The following is an 18,885-nucleotide window of genomic DNA, read 5'->3' as shown; positions in this document are numbered from 1 at the left end:
TTCGGCCGGCACCGGCACACACTGCAATCGAGCCGAAACGATCGGGAAACGCCGCCTACGCCGGGCTGCTGGCATCGATCATCGCCGTGGTTGCAGCCGGCCTCCTGGTGCGGCTGAATTCATTCCCCGGCTTGCACGGTGACGAAGCCTGGGTCGGACTGCGCGCGCTGGAGCAGCAGGCCCGCGGAATGTTCACGCTTCGCGGCATGAACGGCTATACCGGATCACTGTTCCCCGAAATTACGAGCCTGGTCTTTTCGATCATCCCGGCGAGCGTCGGCAGCCTGCGACTGGCGGGCGCGATCTTGAATGGCCTTGCCCTGGGCTTGACCGCGCTCGCCCTCTGGAAACGCGGCGCGGCCGCGCTCTATTTCGCGCTGGCGATGGGATCCTCGCTGCTGTTCCTGTTCTACAGCCGGGTCGCCTGGGAGGTGAACGCGCTGCAGAACCTCCTGCTGGCGCTCGTGCTGCTCGCTCTCCCACACCTGCTGGAGCGAGGTCGAAGTCTTCATCGCTGGCTTTTCCTGCTCTTGCTCGCCTTCTCATTGGGGTGCTGGAGTCACGCCATCTTCATTGCCGCAGCGCTGTCCTTTGCTGCCGCGACGCTCCTCGTCGCGCTCACATGGCCTGGCGAAAGCAGCGCAAGGCTGCTGCTGATCGGCCAGCTGAACGTTCTGGTCCAGATCGTCCTGTGCGGACGGCATTTTGTCGGCGACGGCGCATTCGCGACCCGGGCCTTGCCGGCGATGCTGGCCGGCCTCGGCCTGATCGCGCTCGCAACCCGTGCCTATGTCCATGTCGAGGGCCATCTGCTTCCGCACACGATCAGAGCCTTGACCGATCGGCGTGTCGCAAGGCTTGTAAACGTCGTTCTCGTCGGCTTCGTGGTGCTCTCGCTCGCAGCGTCGCCGATCGGCGATGTCAGCTTTTTCGGCACGGTCTCAGGCGTGATCCTGCTCGAGCGTGTCGTCTCCTACCTGCCCGGCCCGATCGAAATGATCGCGCTGCACATGCGCATGGCGCTGCTGCTCGTATTGTTCGCGGCGGCTGCACTGCGATCCCTCCGCGCCAAACCGAGCGCGCCGGAGCAGCTCCTGCTGCCGCTATTCTGCCTGTGGACGATCGCCTATTTCCCGGCGCTGCGGCTTTCGATCGCGAGCGTTGCCGATCGCTACTACATCATCCCGCAGTTCCTCTTTTTCGTTTCGATCGCGCTCGCCATCGACGGCCTTCGCGCAAGCTGGAAAATGCCTGCCTTAACGCTGCTGCTCGCCGGCTTCATCCACGCGCAAGTGACGATGGTCCGCGAAGCCTTTCGCGACGAGGACCGGCCGCCGTTCGAGCTGTTCGACTATGCCGGCTATACCGACACCTCTCGCCATTTCATGAAGCTCCATGCGCTCACGAATGAGCTGAAGTTACACGCCACTTGCCGGGTGGAGTCATCCAGCTTCTTCATCGCGCAGCCGATGCGCTTCCTGATGGCGGTGGGTCAGCCCTGCTCGGGCAATGCCGGGGTGCGGGTGGAATATTGTGCCGCGTGTCTCGCACCGGTTCGTGGATTCGAGCTGCAATTGCAGGAATAGCCGGTCATCGGTGCGTAACGCGGCCGCTACCCGCCAAAATCCTGCGGCGCGAACGACAGGTCCATCACCTTCCATTCGTCGTACTTGTCGACGGGCAACATCTTGTAGGGCTGGCAAGCCTGCAGCGCGCTCATCGCTGATTGCACGATGGCGACCCCCTTGGTCGACGGCGGCGCCTCGATCAGGATCGGCGGCCGCGCCAGCGTGCCGTCGGTGGCGAGCACCGCACGCAGCCTGATGTGAACGGCATCGGTCGGTGCAACCCCGGCCGGAAGTTTCGAACAGCTCCTCAAGTGCCGGCGAAGCTCGGCAATGACCTCGGGCGGCAACTTGGCGCCGATCGAATCCTTGGCATCGCCGCCGTCATCCTTGGGCGCGTCTTTCGGCACGGGCGGCAATGCCGGCGGCAGGCCCAGCATCACGCCGTATTTGACGGTGACGTCAGGCTCCGGCGTCCGATAGGCGGGGGGCGCGGCCTGCGGCTGCGGCATCGCCGGAGGTGGCTGCTGCGCCGCCTGAGGCTGAGCCGGCGGCTGTTGCGGTGGCGCTTGCGATGGCTGGGGCTGCGGCTGCTTCTGCTGCGGTTCCTGCGCGGCCTGCTGCGCCGCCTTCTCTGCTGCCTTCTCCCTGGCCGCAGGTTTGGGCGCTGCATCCGCCTTGTCCTTGTCGGTGAAATCCAGCTTCGGCAGCTTCAGGTCAGGGAGCGGCTCCGGCGGCTTCTCCTTCGCCTCCTGTTGGGCCTTTTCCTCCGCCTTGGCCTCCTCCTCCTTCACCTGCTCCGGCGTAACGATATCGACCGCGACGGTCTCGGGCGGTGCGGAATGAAACGGATGGACCTCGCTGATCACGATGATCAGCGCCACCAGCGTCAGATGCGCGATGGCTGACGCCGCAATGTCCGTCCGTATGATCTTCCGCCGTTCCATCGCCCGATCTTGGGTTGCCGACCTGCTCCTAGCATACCGGAACAGCCCCTCAATCCCATTTCGGCGCGAAGCCAAAATCGGTCAGGCGGCCCCTGGGGCTGGCAAGCGCGGCGACCTCCGCCATCTCGTCGTGCGAGAGCTCGAAATCGAAGATCTCGATATTCTCCGACAGCCGCTCGACACGCGACGTTCTGGGAATCGCGGACACATTCTGCTGCACCAGCCAGCGCAGGCAGATCTGTGCCGGCGTCTTGCGATGGGCGCGGCCGATTCCCGCGAGTGTCGGGTCGGCCTTGATGCGGCCCTTGGCGATCGGGCTGTAGGCAACGAGGGCCATCCCATGCCGGTCGCAGGCCGCCCTCACCTTCGCCTGATCGAGGTAGGGGTGATATTCGACCTGGTTGCAGACGAGCGGCTCGGGTGACAGCGCGACCGCCTGCTCGATCAGCGCCACCGTGAAATTGGAGACGCCGATGTGGCGTGTCAGGCCCATCCGCTTGGCGTGCGCCAGCGCACCCAGCGTCTCCTCCAGCGGCACATGCGAATTGGGCCAGTGCAGCAGAACCAGGTCGACGGCGGGAAGCCGCAACCGCACCAGGCTCTCCTTGACCGATCGCTCGAGATCGTGGGGTGCGAAATGGTTGGTCCAGACTTTTGTCGTGACGAAGATGTCGTCGCGACGGACACCGGAGGCGCGCAATCCGTCGCCGACCTCGCGTTCATTGTCGTAGACTTGGGCGGTGTCGATGTGGCGGTAGCCGAGCCGCAACGCCTGCTCGACCACGCGCGCGCAGGTCCGGCCGCTCAGCTCCCAGGTCCCCAGCCCGATCGCCGGAATTTTCGCGCCATTGGCCTCGACGAACAGCATGAGGAATCCTCTCTGTTGCGGCAGCCCCAAATGTCATCACCGGCGTCATTATGGACCCGGTCCGCCAGAGTGCAACGAAGGATGCTAACGTGAGGTTCGTGTCAGGCGTTCAGGCTTTGGCGAGCGCCTGGAACACCGTGTCGGGCGCATGCGCGATCACGGCCAGCAATGCGCGCGCGGGTCCGCGCGGGGCGCGCTTGCCCTGCTCCCAGTTGCGGATGGTCTCGACGGGCACGCCGAGCTTGGCGGCGAACTCCATCTGGGTGAGACAGGCGCGCCGGCGCAAATCGCGCACCGCGAGCGAACCGGCCTCCGCCGCCGGAGTCTCGGCTGCAGACGCGACCGGCTGGACGGGAAACTCTTGCCCGTCCCGCAACTCAACGACCCGTCCGTCCGCCTTCAGCCGCAACCGCATGCTCATTCCCCCAAGCGGGAGGGATCATGCGGCAGCACGCTTAAGGTGGGATTAAAGGTGGTCTCGTGCCCCGGCCGCTGCGCAGCACGAAGTGATGCGCTGCAGAGCCGGGGCCCATCGGACCGCGGAGTTTGTCGCCTCATGGGTCCCGGTTCTGCGCAGCAACGCAAAGAGCGTTGCAGCGCGCCCGGGACACGAGAGCGTGGTTGGCGCCCCCTACTTCAACCCGAACCACAGCGTGGCGATGCCGAGGAAGGAGAAGAAGCCGACGACATCCGTCACCGTCGTCACGAACGTGCCCGACGCCACCGCCGGATCGGCCCTGACGCGTTCGAGCGCCATCGGGATCAGGATGCCGCCGAGCGCGCCGGCGACGAGGTTCACGATGATCGCGAGCCCGATGACGACACCGAGGCCGGGGATCTTGAACCAGGCCACCGCGGCGACACCGGTGATCACGGCGAAGGCCACGCCGTTGATGAGACCGACCAGCGTCTCGCGGATGACCACGCGCCAGGCGTTGGAGGAGCCGAGCTCGCGGGTCGCGAGCGCCCTCACCGCGACCGTCATGGTCTGGGTCGCGGCATTGCCGCCCTGGCTCGCGACGATCGGCGCCAGCACGGCGAGCGCCACCATCTGTTCGAGCTGGCCCTCGAACAGGCCGAGCACGGAGGACGCCAGGAAGGCCGTGGCCAGATTGATCAACAGCCAGTTGAAGCGGCCGCGCGCGATGGTGAGAAACGTGTCCGACAGCTCTTCGTCGCTGGTGACACCGCCGAGCGCCTTGAGGTCCTCGTCCGCCTCTTCCTCGATGACGTCGACGACGTCGTCGACGGTGATGACGCCGACGAGGCGGTCCTGGGTATCGAGCACGGGTGCCGCGACGAGGTTGTACTTGCCGAACATGCGCGCCACCTCCTCCTGATCCTCCAGGACGGAGACGCGGCGACGATCCTCGTCGGTCAGCTCGGTGAGAGGCACCGGGCGGCGCGCACGGAGCAGCACATCCAAGGGAACCGCGCCCTGCCAGTGCCGGTCCTTGTCGACGACGTAGATCTCGTAGAAGCGGTCCGGCAGATCGGGCGTGTCGCGCATATAGTCGATCGCCTGCCCGACCGTGAAATCCTGCGGCACCGCGATGAACTCGGTCTGCATGCGCCGTCCGGCAGAGTTTTCCGGATATAGCAAGCTGCGTTCGAGGGCGACGCGCTCCTGCAGCGGCAGCTTCTCGAGGATCTCCTCCTGCTCCTCCTCGTCGAGGGTTTCGAGCAGTTCGACCGCATCGTCGGATTCCAGCTCGCGGACGCCCTCGGCGACCGTCTCGGGCGGCAGCTCGTCGAGGATCTCCTCGCGGACGGTCTCGTCGACCTCGTTCAGTGCGGAAAAGTCGAAATCGGCACCCGTCAGCTCGACCAGGCGGACGCGGTCGTCGGGCGCGAGCGCCGCGATGAGATCGCCGAGATCGGCCTCGTGCAGGTCTGCGACGCAGGCCCGCAGCGCAGCGCTGTCGCCGGCCTCGATCGCATGGGCGATTTCCTCGACGAATTCGTGCCGAATTTCGCCCTCTTCATTGCGCATCGGGACGTGGTCGAGTACCAATGCCTCGGCGGCCGCAGCACCATCGATATGTTCATCCATGGAACGCCTCGCCGTTGAACAGGTTGGTCATTTTGGGCTGACGGTCAGCCAATACCCTCAACGTAATCGGGAGCGCAATGGCAAAGATGCAGCGGCCGAAATGGACCTCGATCACGATGGGCGTAGCTCTTGCCGCCCTCACCGCGATCGGCTCAGTCAAGGCCGCGGACTGCCCGCGGAGCGATGCGCTCGGCACTTCGCGGATCCTGAGCGTCGATGCCAAGACCACGCCGCGTGTCGGCCTGAAGAGTTTTCCGCAGACGCTGCCGCTCGCTGATCATGAGGTGGTGCTGACCTTCGACGACGGCCCGCGTCCGCAGACCACCTCGAAGGTGTTGGCGGCGCTGGCGCAGGAATGCGTGCGCGCGACCTTCTTCCTGGTCGGCCGGAGCGCCGCCGAACATCCCGACATGGTCAAACGCATCGCCCGCGAGGGTCACACCATCGGCCACCACACCTGGTCGCATCCATACATGGGCCGGATCCCGGCCGATGCGGCCAAATACGAAATCGACCACGGCATCGCCACCGACGAGATGGCGCTGCACGGGGTCGCGACGACGACGCCGTCGACGCCGTTCTTCCGCTTCCCCTATTTCGAGTCCACGCCGGCCCAGCTCGATCTGCTCCAGTCGCGCGGCATCGTCGTGTTCGGTGCCGATCTCTGGGCCAGCGACTGGAACGACATGACGCCGGAGCAGGAATTGAAGCTGATCAGCGACCGCATCACCGCTGCCGGCAAGGGCATCATCCTGTTCCATGATGCCCAGGCGCGTACGGCGGCGATGATGCCGGCCTTCCTGCGGTTTTTGCGGGAAAACGGCTTTCACATCGTCCATATCGTCCCGGCGGATACACCCCAGAAGAACGCCGACGCGCATTGATGCCGGAATGTCACGCCGGTGCAAAATGGGGTGATTTGAGCCCTATTAACACTCTGTTCATGCTACCCCATGCAAAGATTGGAGGGTGTTGCGCCTGAACCGTTTCCGGGCGTCTCCGACCTACGGATATGGGCGCAATCGCAGACGAGGACTTACGAGCTTCATGATCGGCAGTAGCGTTGTTTTTCGGACGCGATCGTGGACCGTCCTGCTCCTGGGGTTCCTGACCACGGCATCGCCCGCGGCCTTCGCTGCCGAATGCCCCGGCCATCCGGACGCGCTCGGCACCTCACGCACGCTCGTCGTCGATCCGCATGAGCATCCGCGCATCGGCACCATGCAGTACCGCGAGACGCTGCCGCTGAAGGACCACGAGGTGGTGCTGACCTTCGACGACGGCCCGCTGCCGAAGTATTCCAATCAGGTGCTCCAGATCCTCGCCGACGAGTGCATCAAGGCGACCTTCTTCATCATCGGCGAACAGGCCAAGGCGAACCCGGAAGGCGTGCGCAAGCTTGTCGCGGCGGGCCACACCGTCGGCACCCACAGCATGAACCATCCGCTGACAATGGACCGGATGCCGCTCGACAAGGCCGAGGCGCAGATCAACGGCGGCATCGAGTGGACGTCGGCTGCGATGAGCGATTCGTCCAAGCTCGCGCCGTTCTTCCGCATTCCCGGCCTGATGCGCGCCGATGGCGTCGAAAACCTCCTGATCTCGCGCGGCATCCAGGTCTGGAGCGCCGACTTCCCGGCCGACGACTGGCGCCACATCTCGTCCGATCGCGTCTACCAGCTCGCGATCCAGCGGCTGGAGGCCAAGGGCAAGGGCATCCTGCTGCTGCACGACATCCAGGCGCGCACCGTGGCGGCGCTGCCCAAGATCATCCGTGACCTGAAGGCACGCGGCTATCGCATCGTCCATGTGGTGCCAGCGACCGCCGACCGGCCGGCGACGCCGACCACGGCCGTGGAGTGGCTGCTGCACCCGCCGACGGAAACGACGCCGATCGCACGCTGGCCTGCCGTGCCGAACTTCGTGTTCGCGCAGACCGCAACGCTGCCCGCGCCTGGCCTCGCCGATCTCAACACGCAGACCGCGCTCCAGCCGCAGGTGTTGCCGCACAAGACCAGGGCGCAGGACGATGTCGCCGCCACGCTGCCCGCGCCCGGACGCGACCTCTTCGCGATCCCCGAGGGCTCGGTCGAGGTGCTGCTGTCGACGACCTTGTCGCGGCGGGCCGCAACCCGGCTTGCAATGGCAGCCGAAGCACCGCGTGCGGGCAAAGGCAAGGCGGCCAAGATGCAGGCCCGGCGAACCGCGCATGCTGCACACGCAGCGCCGAAGCGCGCCGCTCAGGCCAAAAGCACGGCGCCCCGCCCGACCCGCGTCGCCACCAGCGTGAAGAAGCGCGCCTGAAGCGCGACGAGATCATCGCGCTTCAGGTTGTTGTTTCGAGCATGATCTCCGCGCAAACGCGTTCCGCGTTTGTCGCGAGGGAAAACCGCTGCACACTTTTCCGGATCGTGCTTCAAGCTGTCACTGCCGCATGATGTTGGCGACGCAGAGCAGCACGATCAGCGCCAGGAAGAACAAATCCATATAGGATTTGAGCTCGCCGTCACGGCGCAGCCGCGCGACATCCATCACGATCTGCTTGCGCCCGCTGGTTCCGCCCGAGCCGTCATTGATCGGCGCCTGCAGGCGCTTGGTCTCGGCTTCCAGCTTCTCGATCTTCTGGAAGAAGTAGAATGCGCGGAGCGTCGAGGCCGCGCGCATGCCGCTATAGACCAGCACCAGGATCGCGAGGACCGCGCGGTTCTGATACTTTTCCATGAAATTCAGACTGAAATAGACCAGCGCCATGAATGCGAAGTTGGTCAGGAAGCGGTAGACGAAGCTTAGAAAGACCATGCTGGCTCCAGCCCGAGAGAGGTCGTGCGAGGCCCGTCTACGCCGATTTTGTTTCAACAAAGATACCAGCGCCCGCGTGCCGCCGCCTTTTAGCCACGCGCCGCCATAATGCAAGCGAGAGCGGGGCCGCCCGTCCGCGCAGTCCGCGGCTCGATGGAGATTCGACCGAAGCTACGGTAGACTGCTGCCGCTGCCATATCTGAGGTCTGCGGATTGGGGTCTGCCGATGCCGAAGAAGGGAATCACGGGCCACGACGACTGGGTCCTGACCGAGGCGCTCGCAACCGCGCTGGTCGCGCTGGAGCAGCTTGAGGCCAAGCACCAGCCGAGCGCGCATATGGACGACATCCGCAAGCTGCTCTCGAACGGCAAGGAGCCGTCCGCGGTGAGCCTGCATCTCGCCCAGGCCAAATGCCGCCTGTTCCCGGAGACGGATCCGCTCGAGATCTACAAGGAATACGGGATCGGCGAGGAATATGGCTAGCCGCCCATTGAGCGGTGCCATCCAACGCGATTTCAACGAGTTGCCGACGGTCCTTCAGGCTCAGGCTTCACCTGAGCCGCGACCGGCGCCGCCATGCCGCGCGGAGAATCGAATTGAAAGCCTTCAGGACCACGATCACAAAGAGGCAGACCGCTTTCAGCAAGGCGAGTTAGCGTGCCAGCTCGCACGGCTACTTCGCCGCCGACGTGATATCGCCCGCCGTTCCCGTTCCGCCTTCCTGTCCATCCGAGCCGAGTGAAAGGATCTCGTACGGATCCTTCGCCCCGGGCCGTCAGGATCCCGGCCGGCGAACGCGATGGCATTCCACCCTTCGCGATTCCTGACGCTTCGGCACTCCGTGGTTGGCGCGCAGTCCGACCGGCGGCGGCCCTGTGTGCCACGCCGGTATATCCCTGTGGATAGCCTGTGGAGAGGTCGCGCCAAGACGCGCCCTGCGGACCGCAAAACTTCAACAATTTCAGGAGAGTGTGGTGCGCTCGGAGGGACTCGAACCCCCACGATTTTACTCACTGCCACCTCAAGGCAGCGCGTCTACCAATTCCGCCACGAGCGCTTTGGGGATGCCGGCTTAGGGCTTGAGGCCTGCCGGATCAACGGCGCCGATCTAACAAATCCGTCAGTGGGGTACAAGCCTGCAAAGGCCCCGAATTCCACAAGCTTGGCAGGAAAATTCCCGCCCCTCCCCCGATCGGCCTTATCTGGTGCCTTGCGTCCGCGGCAGCATCTGCTTGACCTCGACCGCGATCCGGTTGCGGTCGACCAGCACGACGCCGGAGGCCACGGGCAGATTGTTGGCGAGAACCTTGACCTCGTCGGCCTCGGTTGCGTCCAGCTCGATGATGGCGCCGCGGGAAAGACGCAATACTTGATGGATGGGCATGGTGGTCGTCCCGAGGACGACCATGAGATCCACGGTGACTTTGTCGAGAGTAGGCACTGTCAGCACCACCGCAACTGGAGACTTACGCCAAAGGACTTGGCATTTGCGCCTGCAATCATCACCACGTTATGGTTAGCCAATGGTTAATTCGCCCCAAAACCCCCGCCAAGAGCTCGATTTGACGTCGTTTTCCGCCGCAGGCGGCGAACCCGTCGAATGGCGAATCTCGGACGCGCCCGTGCCCTATCCGGAGGCCGTGGCCGCCATGGAGGCCCGCGTCGCCGCCATTGCGGCGGGCGAGGCACCCGAGCTGGTCTGGCTGCTCGAACACCCCCCGCTCTACACGTCTGGAACCTCCGGCAAGGCTTCCGACCTGCTCGATCCCCGATTCCCGACCTTTGCCACCGGGCGCGGCGGCCAGCTCACCTATCACGGCCCGGGCCAGCGGGTGGCCTACATCATGCTCGACCTCAAGCGGCGCCGGCCGGACGTCCGGGCCTATATCGCGAGCCTGGAGGAACTGATCCTGAAGACGCTGGCCGCCTTCAACGTCCGCGGCGAGCGGCGCGAGGATCGGGTCGGCGTCTGGGTGAAACGGCCCGACAAGGGGCCTGAGCACGAGGACAAGATCGCGGCGATCGGCGTGCGGCTGAAGCGCTGGGTCTCGTTCCACGGCATCGCCATCAATGTCGAGCCGGAGCTTTCGCATTTCGCCGGCATCGTCCCCTGTGGTGTTGCCGATCCCCGTTACGGCGTCACCTCACTGGTCGATCTCGGCCAGCTCGTGACGCTGGCCGATGTCGACGTCGCGCTTCGGCAGGCTTTTGAAGAGCTGTTCGGGCCGACCCGTGCCCTGCTGCCGGAGGTGGCGGTCTAACTCATTCCTGTTGGACGCACACCGATCGCGTTCTCGATGAGCGCGAATCGGTTACGCTTGGTTCAGGTGCCGCCCACGCCTCCCCCCTCCGCCGGGAAAGCAGACCTCATGCCGGGCGACTAAACCATCGGACCGACTGTTCGAGCACTGGGCATAAGGAGGGATTGCGTTATCTGCTCGCAATGGGAGGTTTTACGATGAAATTGTCTGCGCCGATCTATCACCTGAAGCGAAAAGCAAAGCGCCTCTCCCGCGAGGAAGGAATTCCGCTCCACGACGCGCTTGATCGCGTTGCCACGACGGAAGGGTTTTCCGCCTGGAGCATGCTTGCTGCGAAAGCCGCCGCACTGACGCCTGCCAACAGACTGTTCCCGCAATTCAGGCCGGGCGATCTGGTGCTGGTCGGCGCGCGCCCTGGTCAGGGCAAGACCTTGATGAGCCTCGAACTCGCCGTGGAGGCCATGAAGTCCGGTCATCGTGCCGCGTTCTTCTCGCTCGAATACACCGAGAAAGACGTGCTGGACCGTTTGCGTGCGATCGGCGTGGAGCCGGCGGAGTTCGACAAGCTCTTCGAGGTCGATTGCTCCGACGCCATCAGCGCCGACTACATCGTCAAGCAAATGGCCACGGTCCCCCGCGGGACGGTCGTGGTGATCGATTATCTGCAACTGCTCGACCAGCGGCGGGAAAACCCTGATCTGACCGTTCAGGTGCGCGCGCTCAAATCCTTCGCGCAAGACAGGGGGCTGATCGTCGTCTTCATCTCCCAGATCGATCGCTCCTATGATCCTTCGATCAAGCCCTGCCCCGATCTCGGCGATGTCAGACTGCCGAACCCGCTGGATCTAGGGTTGTTCGACAAGACGTGCTTCCTGAACAATTCCGAGGTTCAGTTCCGCGCGGCAAGCTGACAAGAAATGCCGCGGGTGAGATCCCTCACCCGCGGCTCGCGTCCTCACGCCGCCTTCAGCGACACCTCGAGCTTGCCGGCGATGTAGCGGCGCTCCTGGGTCAGGCCGCCGAAGCCGTAGGCATCGCCCTTGACCTCGTCGACGTGCAGGTAGGTCTCGGGATGCAGCGGGCCAAGAATCTCGGCCATGCGCTTGAACATTGCGGCGAGATAGGCGGCCTTCTCGTCCTTGGTGTTGGTGCCTTCGGTGATGTGGATGTCGATCCAGTAGCTCGCGAGCTTCTCGTCGGCGAGCGACTTGCCGCCGGCGAACCAGTCACCCGGATCGACCGACTTCACGATGATGGCGGTGACCTTGGGATCCTTGTGCAGGATCTTTGCGGTGAGCTCGGACACGGCGCTCGCGATGTCGGCCTTCAGCGACGGCGACCGGCGGGACGAAGTATAGGACACGGTGATCAGGGGCATTGTCGTTCTCCTCAAGAAGCTGCGCTGTTTGCGCGGCGTTAGTGAGAAGCTAGACCTTGCCTCATCATTTTGGTATCTTATCTGCTCTGATACCAGTGATAAACGTCCATAATGACAGCCACACTCGACATTGCGACCGTCCAGGCCTTCCTGCTGGTCGCCGACCTCCAGAGCTTTACCCGCGCCGCCGAGGCACTCGGCACGACGCAGGCGGCCGTCAGCCTCAAGCTGCAACGGCTCGAGACCTTGCTGGGCAAGCGTCTCGTCGAACGCTCGCCGCGCGCCGTCCGCCTCACCGCCGAGGGCGCGACGTTCCTCGATCGCGCCCGCGCGCTGATGGCGGCGCATGACCGTGCGCTCTCGGGCGAGGCAGCGGCTGCGCAATCGCTCTCGCTCGGCATCTCCGATCATGCCGCGGGCCCAGAGCTCGTGCCTCTGCTGGAGCGGCTGCATGCGATGTCATCGAACCTGACGCTGGCCGTCACCATCGGCTTCTCGCGCGAGATGCAGGATGCCTATGACGCCGGCGAGCTGGATGCGGTGATCGTCCGTCAGGAAGGCAGCCGCCGCGGCGGCGAAAAACTCACCGAGGACGAGTTCGGCTGGTTCGCATCGCGACGCTTCGCGCTACCGAAGGGCGAAGCGCTGCCACTTGCGACGCTCGCCCCGCCCTGCGGTGTCCGCGCCATCGCCGTGCGCGCGCTCGACAAGGCCGGCGTCGCCTGGCGCGAACGTTTCGTCGGCGGTGGCGTCACCGCGGTGGTCGCAGCCGCTCTTGCCGGGCTCGCGATCGCACCGCTGGCCCGACGTATCGCGCCTCCCGGACTGATCGACATCGGGCCTGCGCAAAAGCTGCCAAAACTCGGCAGCTCCAAGGTGATGCTGCATTCGAAGGTCAGCGATCCGGCAAAACTGGCGGCTCTTCGTGCGGTAGCGGCGACGTTCCGGAGCGCAGCGACTTAATGCCTCGACCCTCCACGCTCTTCGCCGGCGTATCGGCCTGCGATGGACCAATAGACCGTTCCGGCGATTGCCCCCACCACGACAAACAAAGCACTCAGCTGGGGGAGGATTCGAAATATAAGCGCGCCGCTCATCGCTCCAATCGCGGCACCACCTGAGATATAGAACAGCCTCGAGCGTACTCGCAGAGCTTCAGCGAAACTGATCAAGAGCGCGGCGGGAAGCCCCGTGAACAAACACACGAGAACGAGGGTGAACGGGAACCCCACAACCATGGAAGGAACAGCGCTTAGGGATTGCTCCAACCAGAGCCGGACTGCGAGCATAACCGAGTCCAATGCAAAAGTTGCCGTCAAGCATCCACGAAACCAGCCGCTCGTAACGCGGGGACATGCAGCGCAGGCCATGACGTCACCTCACAGGATCGCCTCGAACGCGCTGCGCAGTGTCTCGTGCCGAAACACAAAGCCGCGGCTCAGCGCCTTGTTCGGCAGCACGCGCTGACCGCCGAGCAGGAGCTCGTCGGCAAAGCCGCCGCCGATCCGGCGCAGCAGGCCGCCGGGAATGCGGAACACCGCGGGCCGGTGCAAACGGCGACTGAGTTCTTCCGTGAACTTTGCGTTGGTGACGGGGATCGGCGCGGTGGCGTTGACGGGACCGGCGAGATCGGGCGTTGCCATCACATAGGCGATCAGCCTGATCAGATCGTCGCGCTCGATCCAGGACATCCACTGCCGCCCGGTGCCGAGCGGACCACCAAGCCCGAACTCGAACGGCGTCAGCATGCGCGTGATGAAGCCGCCTTCCGTGCCCAGCACGAGGCCGATACGCAAATTGACCACGCGCACGCCGAGCTCTTCCGCCGGCCGCGCCGCACTCTCCCAGGCTGCGCACAGTTCGTGGCTGAAGCAGGCGTGAGATTTCGCTGACTCCGTCAGCACCTGGTCGGCCCACAGGCCATACCAGCCGATCGCAGAGCCGCTGACGAGCACCTCGGGCTTGCGCTCGAGTCGCGCTATCAGTTTTACGACCTCACCAGTCATGTCGACGCGCGAGCCGATGATCTTCGCGCGCTTCGCCTCGGTCCACAGGCCGTTGCCGATCGGCTCGCCGGCGAGATTGACGATGGCGTCGATTGGCGTGTCCGCGGCAAGCTGATTGAGGCTGGTGATCAGCGTCACCGGCGGCGGCAGCATCTCGGCCTTGGCGGGGTTGCGGATCAGCGCGATGACGTGATGCCCTGCCCCACTGAGACTCGCCGCGAGGCGGCTGCCGATGAACCCGGTGGCGCCGGTGATCAGCACGGTCTTGCGGCCGGAGATCTTCTCAACGAGTCCTTGCGCAGGCACGCTCTTCATCCGGCCGAGCCGACGCATCGCGGCAAAATCCCTGACGCCGCAAAGTGCTGCACCAACCGCGCAGGCAGTCGCGGCGAAGCTGAGCAAGCCCTGATGCACGACCTTCACGCCGAACGGCTGCATCGCCCAATCGATCAGCACGGGCAGCAGCAGCACGAGAATCGCACCGTAATTGATCGCGAGCAGCGTGTGATTGATCCGTTCGCTCGGCGGCAGTTTCCGGCTCAGATCCTCCTCGACGAAATCCATCAGCGTGATGACGATCTCGGCAACGAGGACCGCGACGATCACGAGCGCCAGCACGCCGTAGACCTCGAGCCACCCGAGCAGCAGGAACAGCAGCGCGTAGAGCATGTTGCGGATGCCGTGCAGCTTCAGCTCGAAGCGCTGCGACGGACGCCAGGCGAGGCGCTCGGTGAATTCGTGGTGATAGAAGGTGTCGAACACACCCATCACGATCTGGATGGCGATGAGCGTCCACAAGAGCGGGGTCATGACACGGCCTCCCTGAACACGGCGGACTGGTGGATCAGCGCGCCGTAACGCGGATGAATGACATCGAGGGTGAAGCGGAACGCGCCCTCGCCGAGATCGGTATGCGTCACCGTGAGATCGCCCGGCGTGAGCCATTGCGGCAGCGGAATCCACAGCCTTCCGAGCTGCAGTCCATAAGCAGCGCTGCGGAAAGTCAGCACCTCGCCTTCAACCGCGATACGCAGCGCCATCGAGACGCCGAAGCCGACATATTCCTCGAGCCCGGTTGGGCCGGCGAAACGCTTGGCGGAATGGATCACCTGCGGAAAGCCGCGCTTGCGCGCGCAAATGCGGGTCCAGGTCTGGCCGCCGGTGGCGCCATCCTCGGTGACGGTCACGATCATCGGCACGCCGGTGTCGCGGCCGGTCGGCAATGGCCCGCCGATCAGGCGCGCGGCCTGCGCAAACCACCAGCCGATGTCGCTGAAGGAGACCTCGTCGACGACCCCGACATAGACCACGCTGTCGCCGTCAGCGACGCGCTTGGAAAAGCGCCGCCAGGTTGCAAGCGGCAGCCGGCCCCAATCCTCGTCCGACAGCAGCGCGCGGAAACGGCGGTCGTCGAGCAGTTTGATGTGAGCGGAGGGAGTTGCGTTGGAGCCTGATAATCTCGCCGACGTCATCACACCCTCCTCGGAACTATTTGGCCTTGCCCAGCGGCAGCAGGTTGGCGATCTTCTCGCCAAGCCGCATCAAGGCGACCAGCCGCGGCCGCGGCACTTTCAGCATCTGCATGAACCAGTGGTCGGCGAGCTCGGTGAAGGCGAGCATCTCCTTCAGCCGTTTGCTCGCGACCGGATTGATGGTCGGATCGTCGGCAGCATCGGTCACGCAGGCCCGCAGCGCCGTGATCGCCGGATCGAGCTCCCGCTCCTTGCGCCGCGCCGCAATCCTCGCCGCAACCTCCCAGATGTCGGTCTCGGCCTCGTAATGATCGCGGCGGTCGCCGAGGATCGGCACCCGCCGGATCAGGTTCCAGGCGAGCAACTCCTTCAGCGAATTGGAGACGTTGGAGCGCGCCATGCCGAGCGTTTCGGCGATGTCCTCGGCCGTCATCGGCGCTTCGGCGAGATAGAGCAGCCCGTGGATCTGGCTGACCGAGCGGTTGACGCCCCACTGATCCCCCATGTCGCCCCAATGCAGGATGAAGCGCTCGACGGCGGCTGGAAGTTTCTTCTTTCCGGTTATTTCTGTCATAACAGAAATATCTGACGAATGCGATTGCGTGTCAAGTGCCGGACGACGGCTTGCAACGTGCATACCGGTGGTCGTATTTGCCTAAAAAACATCCGAGCAACGGGAACCAAACGCCTGCTGGAGCGTTTGCACCCGTTAAGGCGGGGTCCGGAATGTTCAAAAAGTCCAGTCAACAGAGAGACTTGTTCGAGAGCGAGCGGAGTTTCCGGCTGTTGGTGGAAGGAGTCGCGGATTACGCGCTCTACATGCTCGACCCCACCGGCATCATCACCAGCTGGAACATCGGCGGCGAGCGGATCAAGGGCTATTCGCCCGAGGAGATCCTCGGACAGCATTTCTCGCGCTTCTATACCGAGACCGACCGTGCCAACGGCAAGCCTGCCCGTGCGCTCGGCATCGCGCGGGACCAGGGCCGCTACGAGGAGGAAGGCTGGCGGGTCCGCAAGGACGGCACCTTTTTCTGGGCGAGCGTCGTGATCGACCCGATCTATGAGGACGGCAACCTCGTCGGCTTCGCCAAGATCACCCGCGACATCACCGAGCGCCGCAACACGCAGGTCAAGCTCGAGGCAATGCAGACGCAGCTCGCCGAGTCGCAGAAGTTCGATGCGCTCGGCCAGCTCACCGGCGGGGTCGCACACGACTTCAACAATCTGCTGATGATCATCAGCGGCAGCCTTCACATTCTGAAGAAGGGCGACCCCGACGATTCCAAGTTTCAGCGCGCAGTCCTGGCGATCGAGACCGCCACCAAGCGCGGCGCCGCGCTGACCGGACAGCTTTTGACTTTCGCAAGACGCCAGAGCGTCAACCCGCAGGCAATCCATTTCGGCGACCGCATCGAGGCGATCCGCGAGGTTCTCAGCGCCGGCCTCGGCAGCGCGGTTCGTCTCGCCTTCGACATCGATCGCGAGGTCTGGCCAATCCGGGCCGACGTCTCCGAACTCGAGACGGGGCTGCTCAATCTCGTCATCAACGCCCGCGATGCCATGCCCGACGGCGGCACGGTGACGATCGGCGCGCACAACGTCGTGCTGCACGATCCGCTCCGCAGCGGAGAGTTCGTCGCGATCACGGTGGCCGATACCGGGCTCGGCATCCCCTCCGACGTCGTCGACAAGATCTTCGAACCGTTCTTCACGACCAAACCGGTCGGGAAAGGCACCGGCCTCGGCCTGTCACAGGTGCACGGCTTTGCGCATCAGGCCGGCGGCACGGTCAAGGTCGCAAGCGAGCTCGGCAAGGGCACGACCTTCACCATCCTGCTGCCGCGAGAGACCGGAGCCACACCGCGCGAGGCGCCTGAGCCCGCGCCGATGCGCGGCAGCGGCACGGTGCTGCTGGTCGAGGACAATCCTGATGTCGCCATCGTCAGCATCGGCTTGCTGGAGCAGCTCGGCTACCGCGTCCGCCGGGTTGCCGACGCAGAAGCCGCGCTGCGCGAGCTCGAGCACAACGGCGTCGACTTCGTGTTCTCCGACATCGTCATGCCGGGCAAGATGGATGGGCTCGGCCTTGCCCATCACCTCCGCGAGGTCCACCCCGAACTGCCGATCCTGCTCGCCAGCGGCTACAGCGAAGCCGCCGCCGGTGTGCGCGGCGATTTCCCGATCCTGCGCAAGCCGTACGAGATTCACGAGCTCAGCGAGGCGATCTCGAAGCTGCCGAGGTAATGGACGGCTACACCGTCGCCAGAACCGAAAACGCTTCCCCTGCCCTGCGCAGATTCAATTCATCCACACTGGCCGTTTCACTCGTCACGCTGTCCACCCGCGATGACGGCGGACCGTGGCGGCACAGCGCGACCATGTCGGCGACGTGCGTCGGCGCTCCCGCGAACAGGGCCTCCACGCTGCCATCGCGGCGGTTGCGGACCCAGCCTTCGAGGCCGCTCGCCGTCGCCTGGTATTCGACCCAGGCCCGATAGCCGACGCCCTGCACGCGGCCGCGGATCATGACCTGGAGGATCGCCCGGCTCATTTTTTCAATCCGAGAAGGTCGGCGCTGCGCGCTTTTACCTCGGCTTCGCGCGTGACGCGATTGGTCAGCTCCGCTGACGGCAGTCCCTTCAGCGCTTTCGGCGCCGTGCCCTCTCGCAATGCCTTCTGGACGTCGTAGACGGCTTGCGTTGCGGCCGCGATCGGCGCGTGGCCCTGAAGGGCGATGCGGACGCGTTGGCTGGCAAGATAGTCGATCGCGTTCAATTCGTCCGGCGCCCCACCAAGCACGATCGGCAGGCGCGTTGCGGATACGATGGATTCGAGCTCGGCGCGCGACTTGATGCCGGTGAAGAACAGCGCGTCGACACCGGTGGCTTCATAGGCCCTGGCGCGGCGGATCGCGTCCTCGATCGAGGTAATCGAGGCAGCTCCGGTGCGGCCCATGATGACCAGTGTGGGATCGCTACGGCCGTCGAGTGCAGCCTTCATCTTGCCGACCCCCTCCTCCAGCGAGATCAGCTGCGCCTTCGCTTCACCGAAAGCAGCAGGCAGCAACGTGTCCTCGATGGTGAGACCGGCCGCCCCTGCCGTCTCGAGCTCCTGCACCGTGCGGCGCACGTTGAGCGCATTGCCATAGCCGTGATCGGCATCGACCAGCACCGGCAGCGCGGCGGCACGCGACATCCGCCGCATCTGCTCGGCGAGCTCTGTGAGCGTGATCAGGGTGACATCGGGATCGCCGAGCACGGCAAGCGAGGCCACCGAACCGCCGAACATGCCGAGCGGAAAACCGAGATCCTCGGCAATGCGGATCGAGATCGCGTCATAGACCGAGCCGGGATGGACGCAAGCCGTGCCGGACAGGATGGAACGAAGTTTCTCGCGGCGGGAACGAAAGGCCATGGTGCCCTCTCTCAGTCGGAATGCATCCCCAGCGTCGTCCCGGCGAAGGCCGGGACCCATAGCCCCAGGAAGGAGTTCGGCGAAGGCTGGTCGCCAGAGACATTCCAACGCCGCTGAC

General features: G+C 64.7%; 21 protein-coding genes and 1 tRNA gene. 8 read left to right on the top strand and 14 right to left on the bottom strand.

Annotated features, from left to right (window positions below; all coding sequences use genetic code 11):
• Positions 1–206: 206 nt before the first annotated feature.
• The gene (locus QA645_RS18645; RefSeq protein WP_283052074.1) at positions 207–1,586 is read left to right on the top strand and encodes a hypothetical protein; all 1,380 of its coding nucleotides are present in this window, start codon (positions 207–209) and stop codon (positions 1,584–1,586) included.
• Between the two features lie 26 nt (positions 1,587–1,612).
• On the opposite strand, the gene QA645_RS18640 is transcribed toward QA645_RS18645, so the two are convergent.
• The 4 genes from QA645_RS18640 to mgtE form a co-directional block, all read right to left on the bottom strand.
• Positions 1,613–2,512: a hypothetical protein gene (locus tag QA645_RS18640; protein ID WP_283052072.1), complete on the bottom strand. Its 900-nt coding sequence runs from the start codon at positions 2,510–2,512 to the stop codon at positions 1,613–1,615.
• Positions 2,513–2,561: 49 nt separating this feature from the next.
• Positions 2,562–3,380, bottom strand: a complete 819-nt coding sequence (locus QA645_RS18635; RefSeq protein ID WP_254194105.1) for an aldo/keto reductase — start codon at positions 3,378–3,380, stop codon at positions 2,562–2,564.
• A 109-nt stretch (positions 3,381–3,489) separates the two neighbouring features.
• The gene (locus QA645_RS18630; protein ID WP_254132063.1) at positions 3,490–3,801 is read right to left on the bottom strand and encodes a helix-turn-helix domain-containing protein; all 312 of its coding nucleotides are present in this window, start codon (positions 3,799–3,801) and stop codon (positions 3,490–3,492) included.
• Between the two features lie 210 nt (positions 3,802–4,011).
• Complete coding sequence (mgtE, locus tag QA645_RS18625; protein ID WP_254194106.1) at positions 4,012–5,433, bottom strand: magnesium transporter; 1,422 nt, start codon at positions 5,431–5,433, stop codon at positions 4,012–4,014.
• Between the two features lie 77 nt (positions 5,434–5,510).
• Between mgtE and QA645_RS18620 the strand changes: the two genes are divergently transcribed.
• Both QA645_RS18620 and QA645_RS18615 read left to right on the top strand, forming a co-directional pair.
• Complete coding sequence (locus QA645_RS18620; RefSeq protein WP_254194107.1) at positions 5,511–6,317, top strand: polysaccharide deacetylase family protein; 807 nt, start codon at positions 5,511–5,513, stop codon at positions 6,315–6,317.
• Positions 6,318–6,480: 163 nt separating this feature from the next.
• Positions 6,481–7,737: a polysaccharide deacetylase family protein gene (locus tag QA645_RS18615; RefSeq protein ID WP_283052066.1), complete on the top strand. Its 1,257-nt coding sequence runs from the start codon at positions 6,481–6,483 to the stop codon at positions 7,735–7,737.
• A 120-nt stretch (positions 7,738–7,857) separates the two neighbouring features.
• On the opposite strand, the gene QA645_RS18610 is transcribed toward QA645_RS18615, so the two are convergent.
• A complete protein-coding gene (locus QA645_RS18610; protein WP_254132067.1) occupies positions 7,858–8,232 on the bottom strand; it encodes a hypothetical protein in 375 nt (124 codons plus the stop codon).
• A 226-nt stretch (positions 8,233–8,458) separates the two neighbouring features.
• Here QA645_RS18610 and QA645_RS18605 point away from each other — a divergent pair, with 226 nt between their 5' ends.
• A complete protein-coding gene (locus tag QA645_RS18605) occupies positions 8,459–8,716 on the top strand; it encodes a hypothetical protein (RefSeq protein ID WP_254132068.1) in 258 nt (85 codons plus the stop codon).
• A gap of 190 nt (positions 8,717–8,906) precedes the next feature.
• Here the strand turns inward: QA645_RS18605 and QA645_RS18600 are convergent, their stop codons facing one another.
• The 3 genes from QA645_RS18600 to QA645_RS18590 all read right to left on the bottom strand — a co-directional run bounded on the left by QA645_RS18600 (position 8,907) and on the right by QA645_RS18590 (position 9,674).
• Positions 8,907–8,981 carry a hypothetical protein gene (locus QA645_RS18600; RefSeq protein WP_283053252.1) on the bottom strand — a complete coding sequence of 25 codons (75 nt, stop codon included), beginning with the start codon at positions 8,979–8,981 and terminating at the stop codon, positions 8,907–8,909.
• 224 nt (positions 8,982–9,205) lie between these two features.
• Positions 9,206–9,290, bottom strand: a tRNA-Leu gene (locus QA645_RS18595).
• A gap of 141 nt (positions 9,291–9,431) precedes the next feature.
• Positions 9,432–9,674: a FliM/FliN family flagellar motor switch protein gene (locus tag QA645_RS18590; protein WP_008141759.1), complete on the bottom strand. Its 243-nt coding sequence runs from the start codon at positions 9,672–9,674 to the stop codon at positions 9,432–9,434.
• 82 nt (positions 9,675–9,756) lie between these two features.
• On the opposite strand from QA645_RS18590, the gene lipB reads away from it, so the two are divergent.
• Positions 9,757–10,494, top strand: coding sequence for a lipoyl(octanoyl) transferase LipB (gene lipB / locus QA645_RS18585; protein ID WP_283052065.1), 738 nt, complete (start codon positions 9,757–9,759; stop codon positions 10,492–10,494).
• Positions 10,495–10,691: 197 nt separating this feature from the next.
• Positions 10,692–11,405, top strand: a complete 714-nt coding sequence (locus tag QA645_RS18580) for a DNA helicase (RefSeq protein WP_254132070.1) — start codon at positions 10,692–10,694, stop codon at positions 11,403–11,405.
• A gap of 44 nt (positions 11,406–11,449) precedes the next feature.
• Here the strand turns inward: QA645_RS18580 and QA645_RS18575 are convergent, their stop codons facing one another.
• Positions 11,450–11,872: a 4-oxalocrotonate tautomerase family protein gene (locus tag QA645_RS18575; RefSeq protein WP_283052064.1), complete on the bottom strand. Its 423-nt coding sequence runs from the start codon at positions 11,870–11,872 to the stop codon at positions 11,450–11,452.
• Between the two features lie 111 nt (positions 11,873–11,983).
• On the opposite strand from QA645_RS18575, the gene QA645_RS18570 reads away from it, so the two are divergent.
• Positions 11,984–12,835, top strand: coding sequence for a LysR substrate-binding domain-containing protein (locus QA645_RS18570; protein WP_283052063.1), 852 nt, complete (start codon positions 11,984–11,986; stop codon positions 12,833–12,835).
• Positions 12,836–13,251: 416 nt separating this feature from the next.
• On the opposite strand, the gene QA645_RS18565 is transcribed toward QA645_RS18570, so the two are convergent.
• The 3 genes from QA645_RS18565 to QA645_RS18555 are packed head-to-tail and all read right to left on the bottom strand — an operon-like array spanning position 13,252 to position 15,924.
• A complete protein-coding gene (locus QA645_RS18565) occupies positions 13,252–14,688 on the bottom strand; it encodes a TIGR01777 family oxidoreductase (RefSeq protein ID WP_283052062.1) in 1,437 nt (478 codons plus the stop codon).
• Positions 14,685–15,350 carry a DUF4166 domain-containing protein gene (locus tag QA645_RS18560; protein ID WP_283052061.1) on the bottom strand — a complete coding sequence of 222 codons (666 nt, stop codon included), beginning with the start codon at positions 15,348–15,350 and terminating at the stop codon, positions 14,685–14,687. The genes QA645_RS18565 and QA645_RS18560 overlap by 4 nt, the downstream gene beginning before the upstream one ends.
• A 16-nt stretch (positions 15,351–15,366) precedes the next feature.
• The gene (locus tag QA645_RS18555) at positions 15,367–15,924 is read right to left on the bottom strand and encodes a MarR family transcriptional regulator (RefSeq protein ID WP_254132075.1); all 558 of its coding nucleotides are present in this window, start codon (positions 15,922–15,924) and stop codon (positions 15,367–15,369) included.
• Between the two features lie 152 nt (positions 15,925–16,076).
• Here QA645_RS18555 and QA645_RS18550 point away from each other — a divergent pair, with 152 nt between their 5' ends.
• On the top strand, positions 16,077–17,597 hold the full coding sequence (locus QA645_RS18550; RefSeq protein ID WP_283052060.1) for a PAS domain-containing sensor histidine kinase: 1,521 nt from the start codon (positions 16,077–16,079) through the stop codon (positions 17,595–17,597).
• A 7-nt stretch (positions 17,598–17,604) separates the two neighbouring features.
• Here QA645_RS18550 and QA645_RS18545 read toward each other — a convergent pair whose 3' ends face one another.
• Entirely contained in the window at positions 17,605–17,904 is a 300-nt protein-coding gene (locus QA645_RS18545; protein WP_254194115.1) for an acylphosphatase, read from the bottom strand.
• The gene (locus QA645_RS18540) at positions 17,901–18,767 is read right to left on the bottom strand and encodes an isocitrate lyase/PEP mutase family protein (RefSeq protein ID WP_283052059.1); all 867 of its coding nucleotides are present in this window, start codon (positions 18,765–18,767) and stop codon (positions 17,901–17,903) included. The genes QA645_RS18545 and QA645_RS18540 overlap by 4 nt, the downstream gene beginning before the upstream one ends.
• Positions 18,768–18,885: the final 118 nt, after the last annotated feature.

The sequence above is a fragment of the Bradyrhizobium sp. CIAT3101 genome, from assembly GCF_029714945.1.
Lineage (GTDB): Bacteria > Pseudomonadota > Alphaproteobacteria > Rhizobiales > Xanthobacteraceae > Bradyrhizobium.
This window is presented reverse-complemented; position numbering and strand designations above follow the sequence as displayed.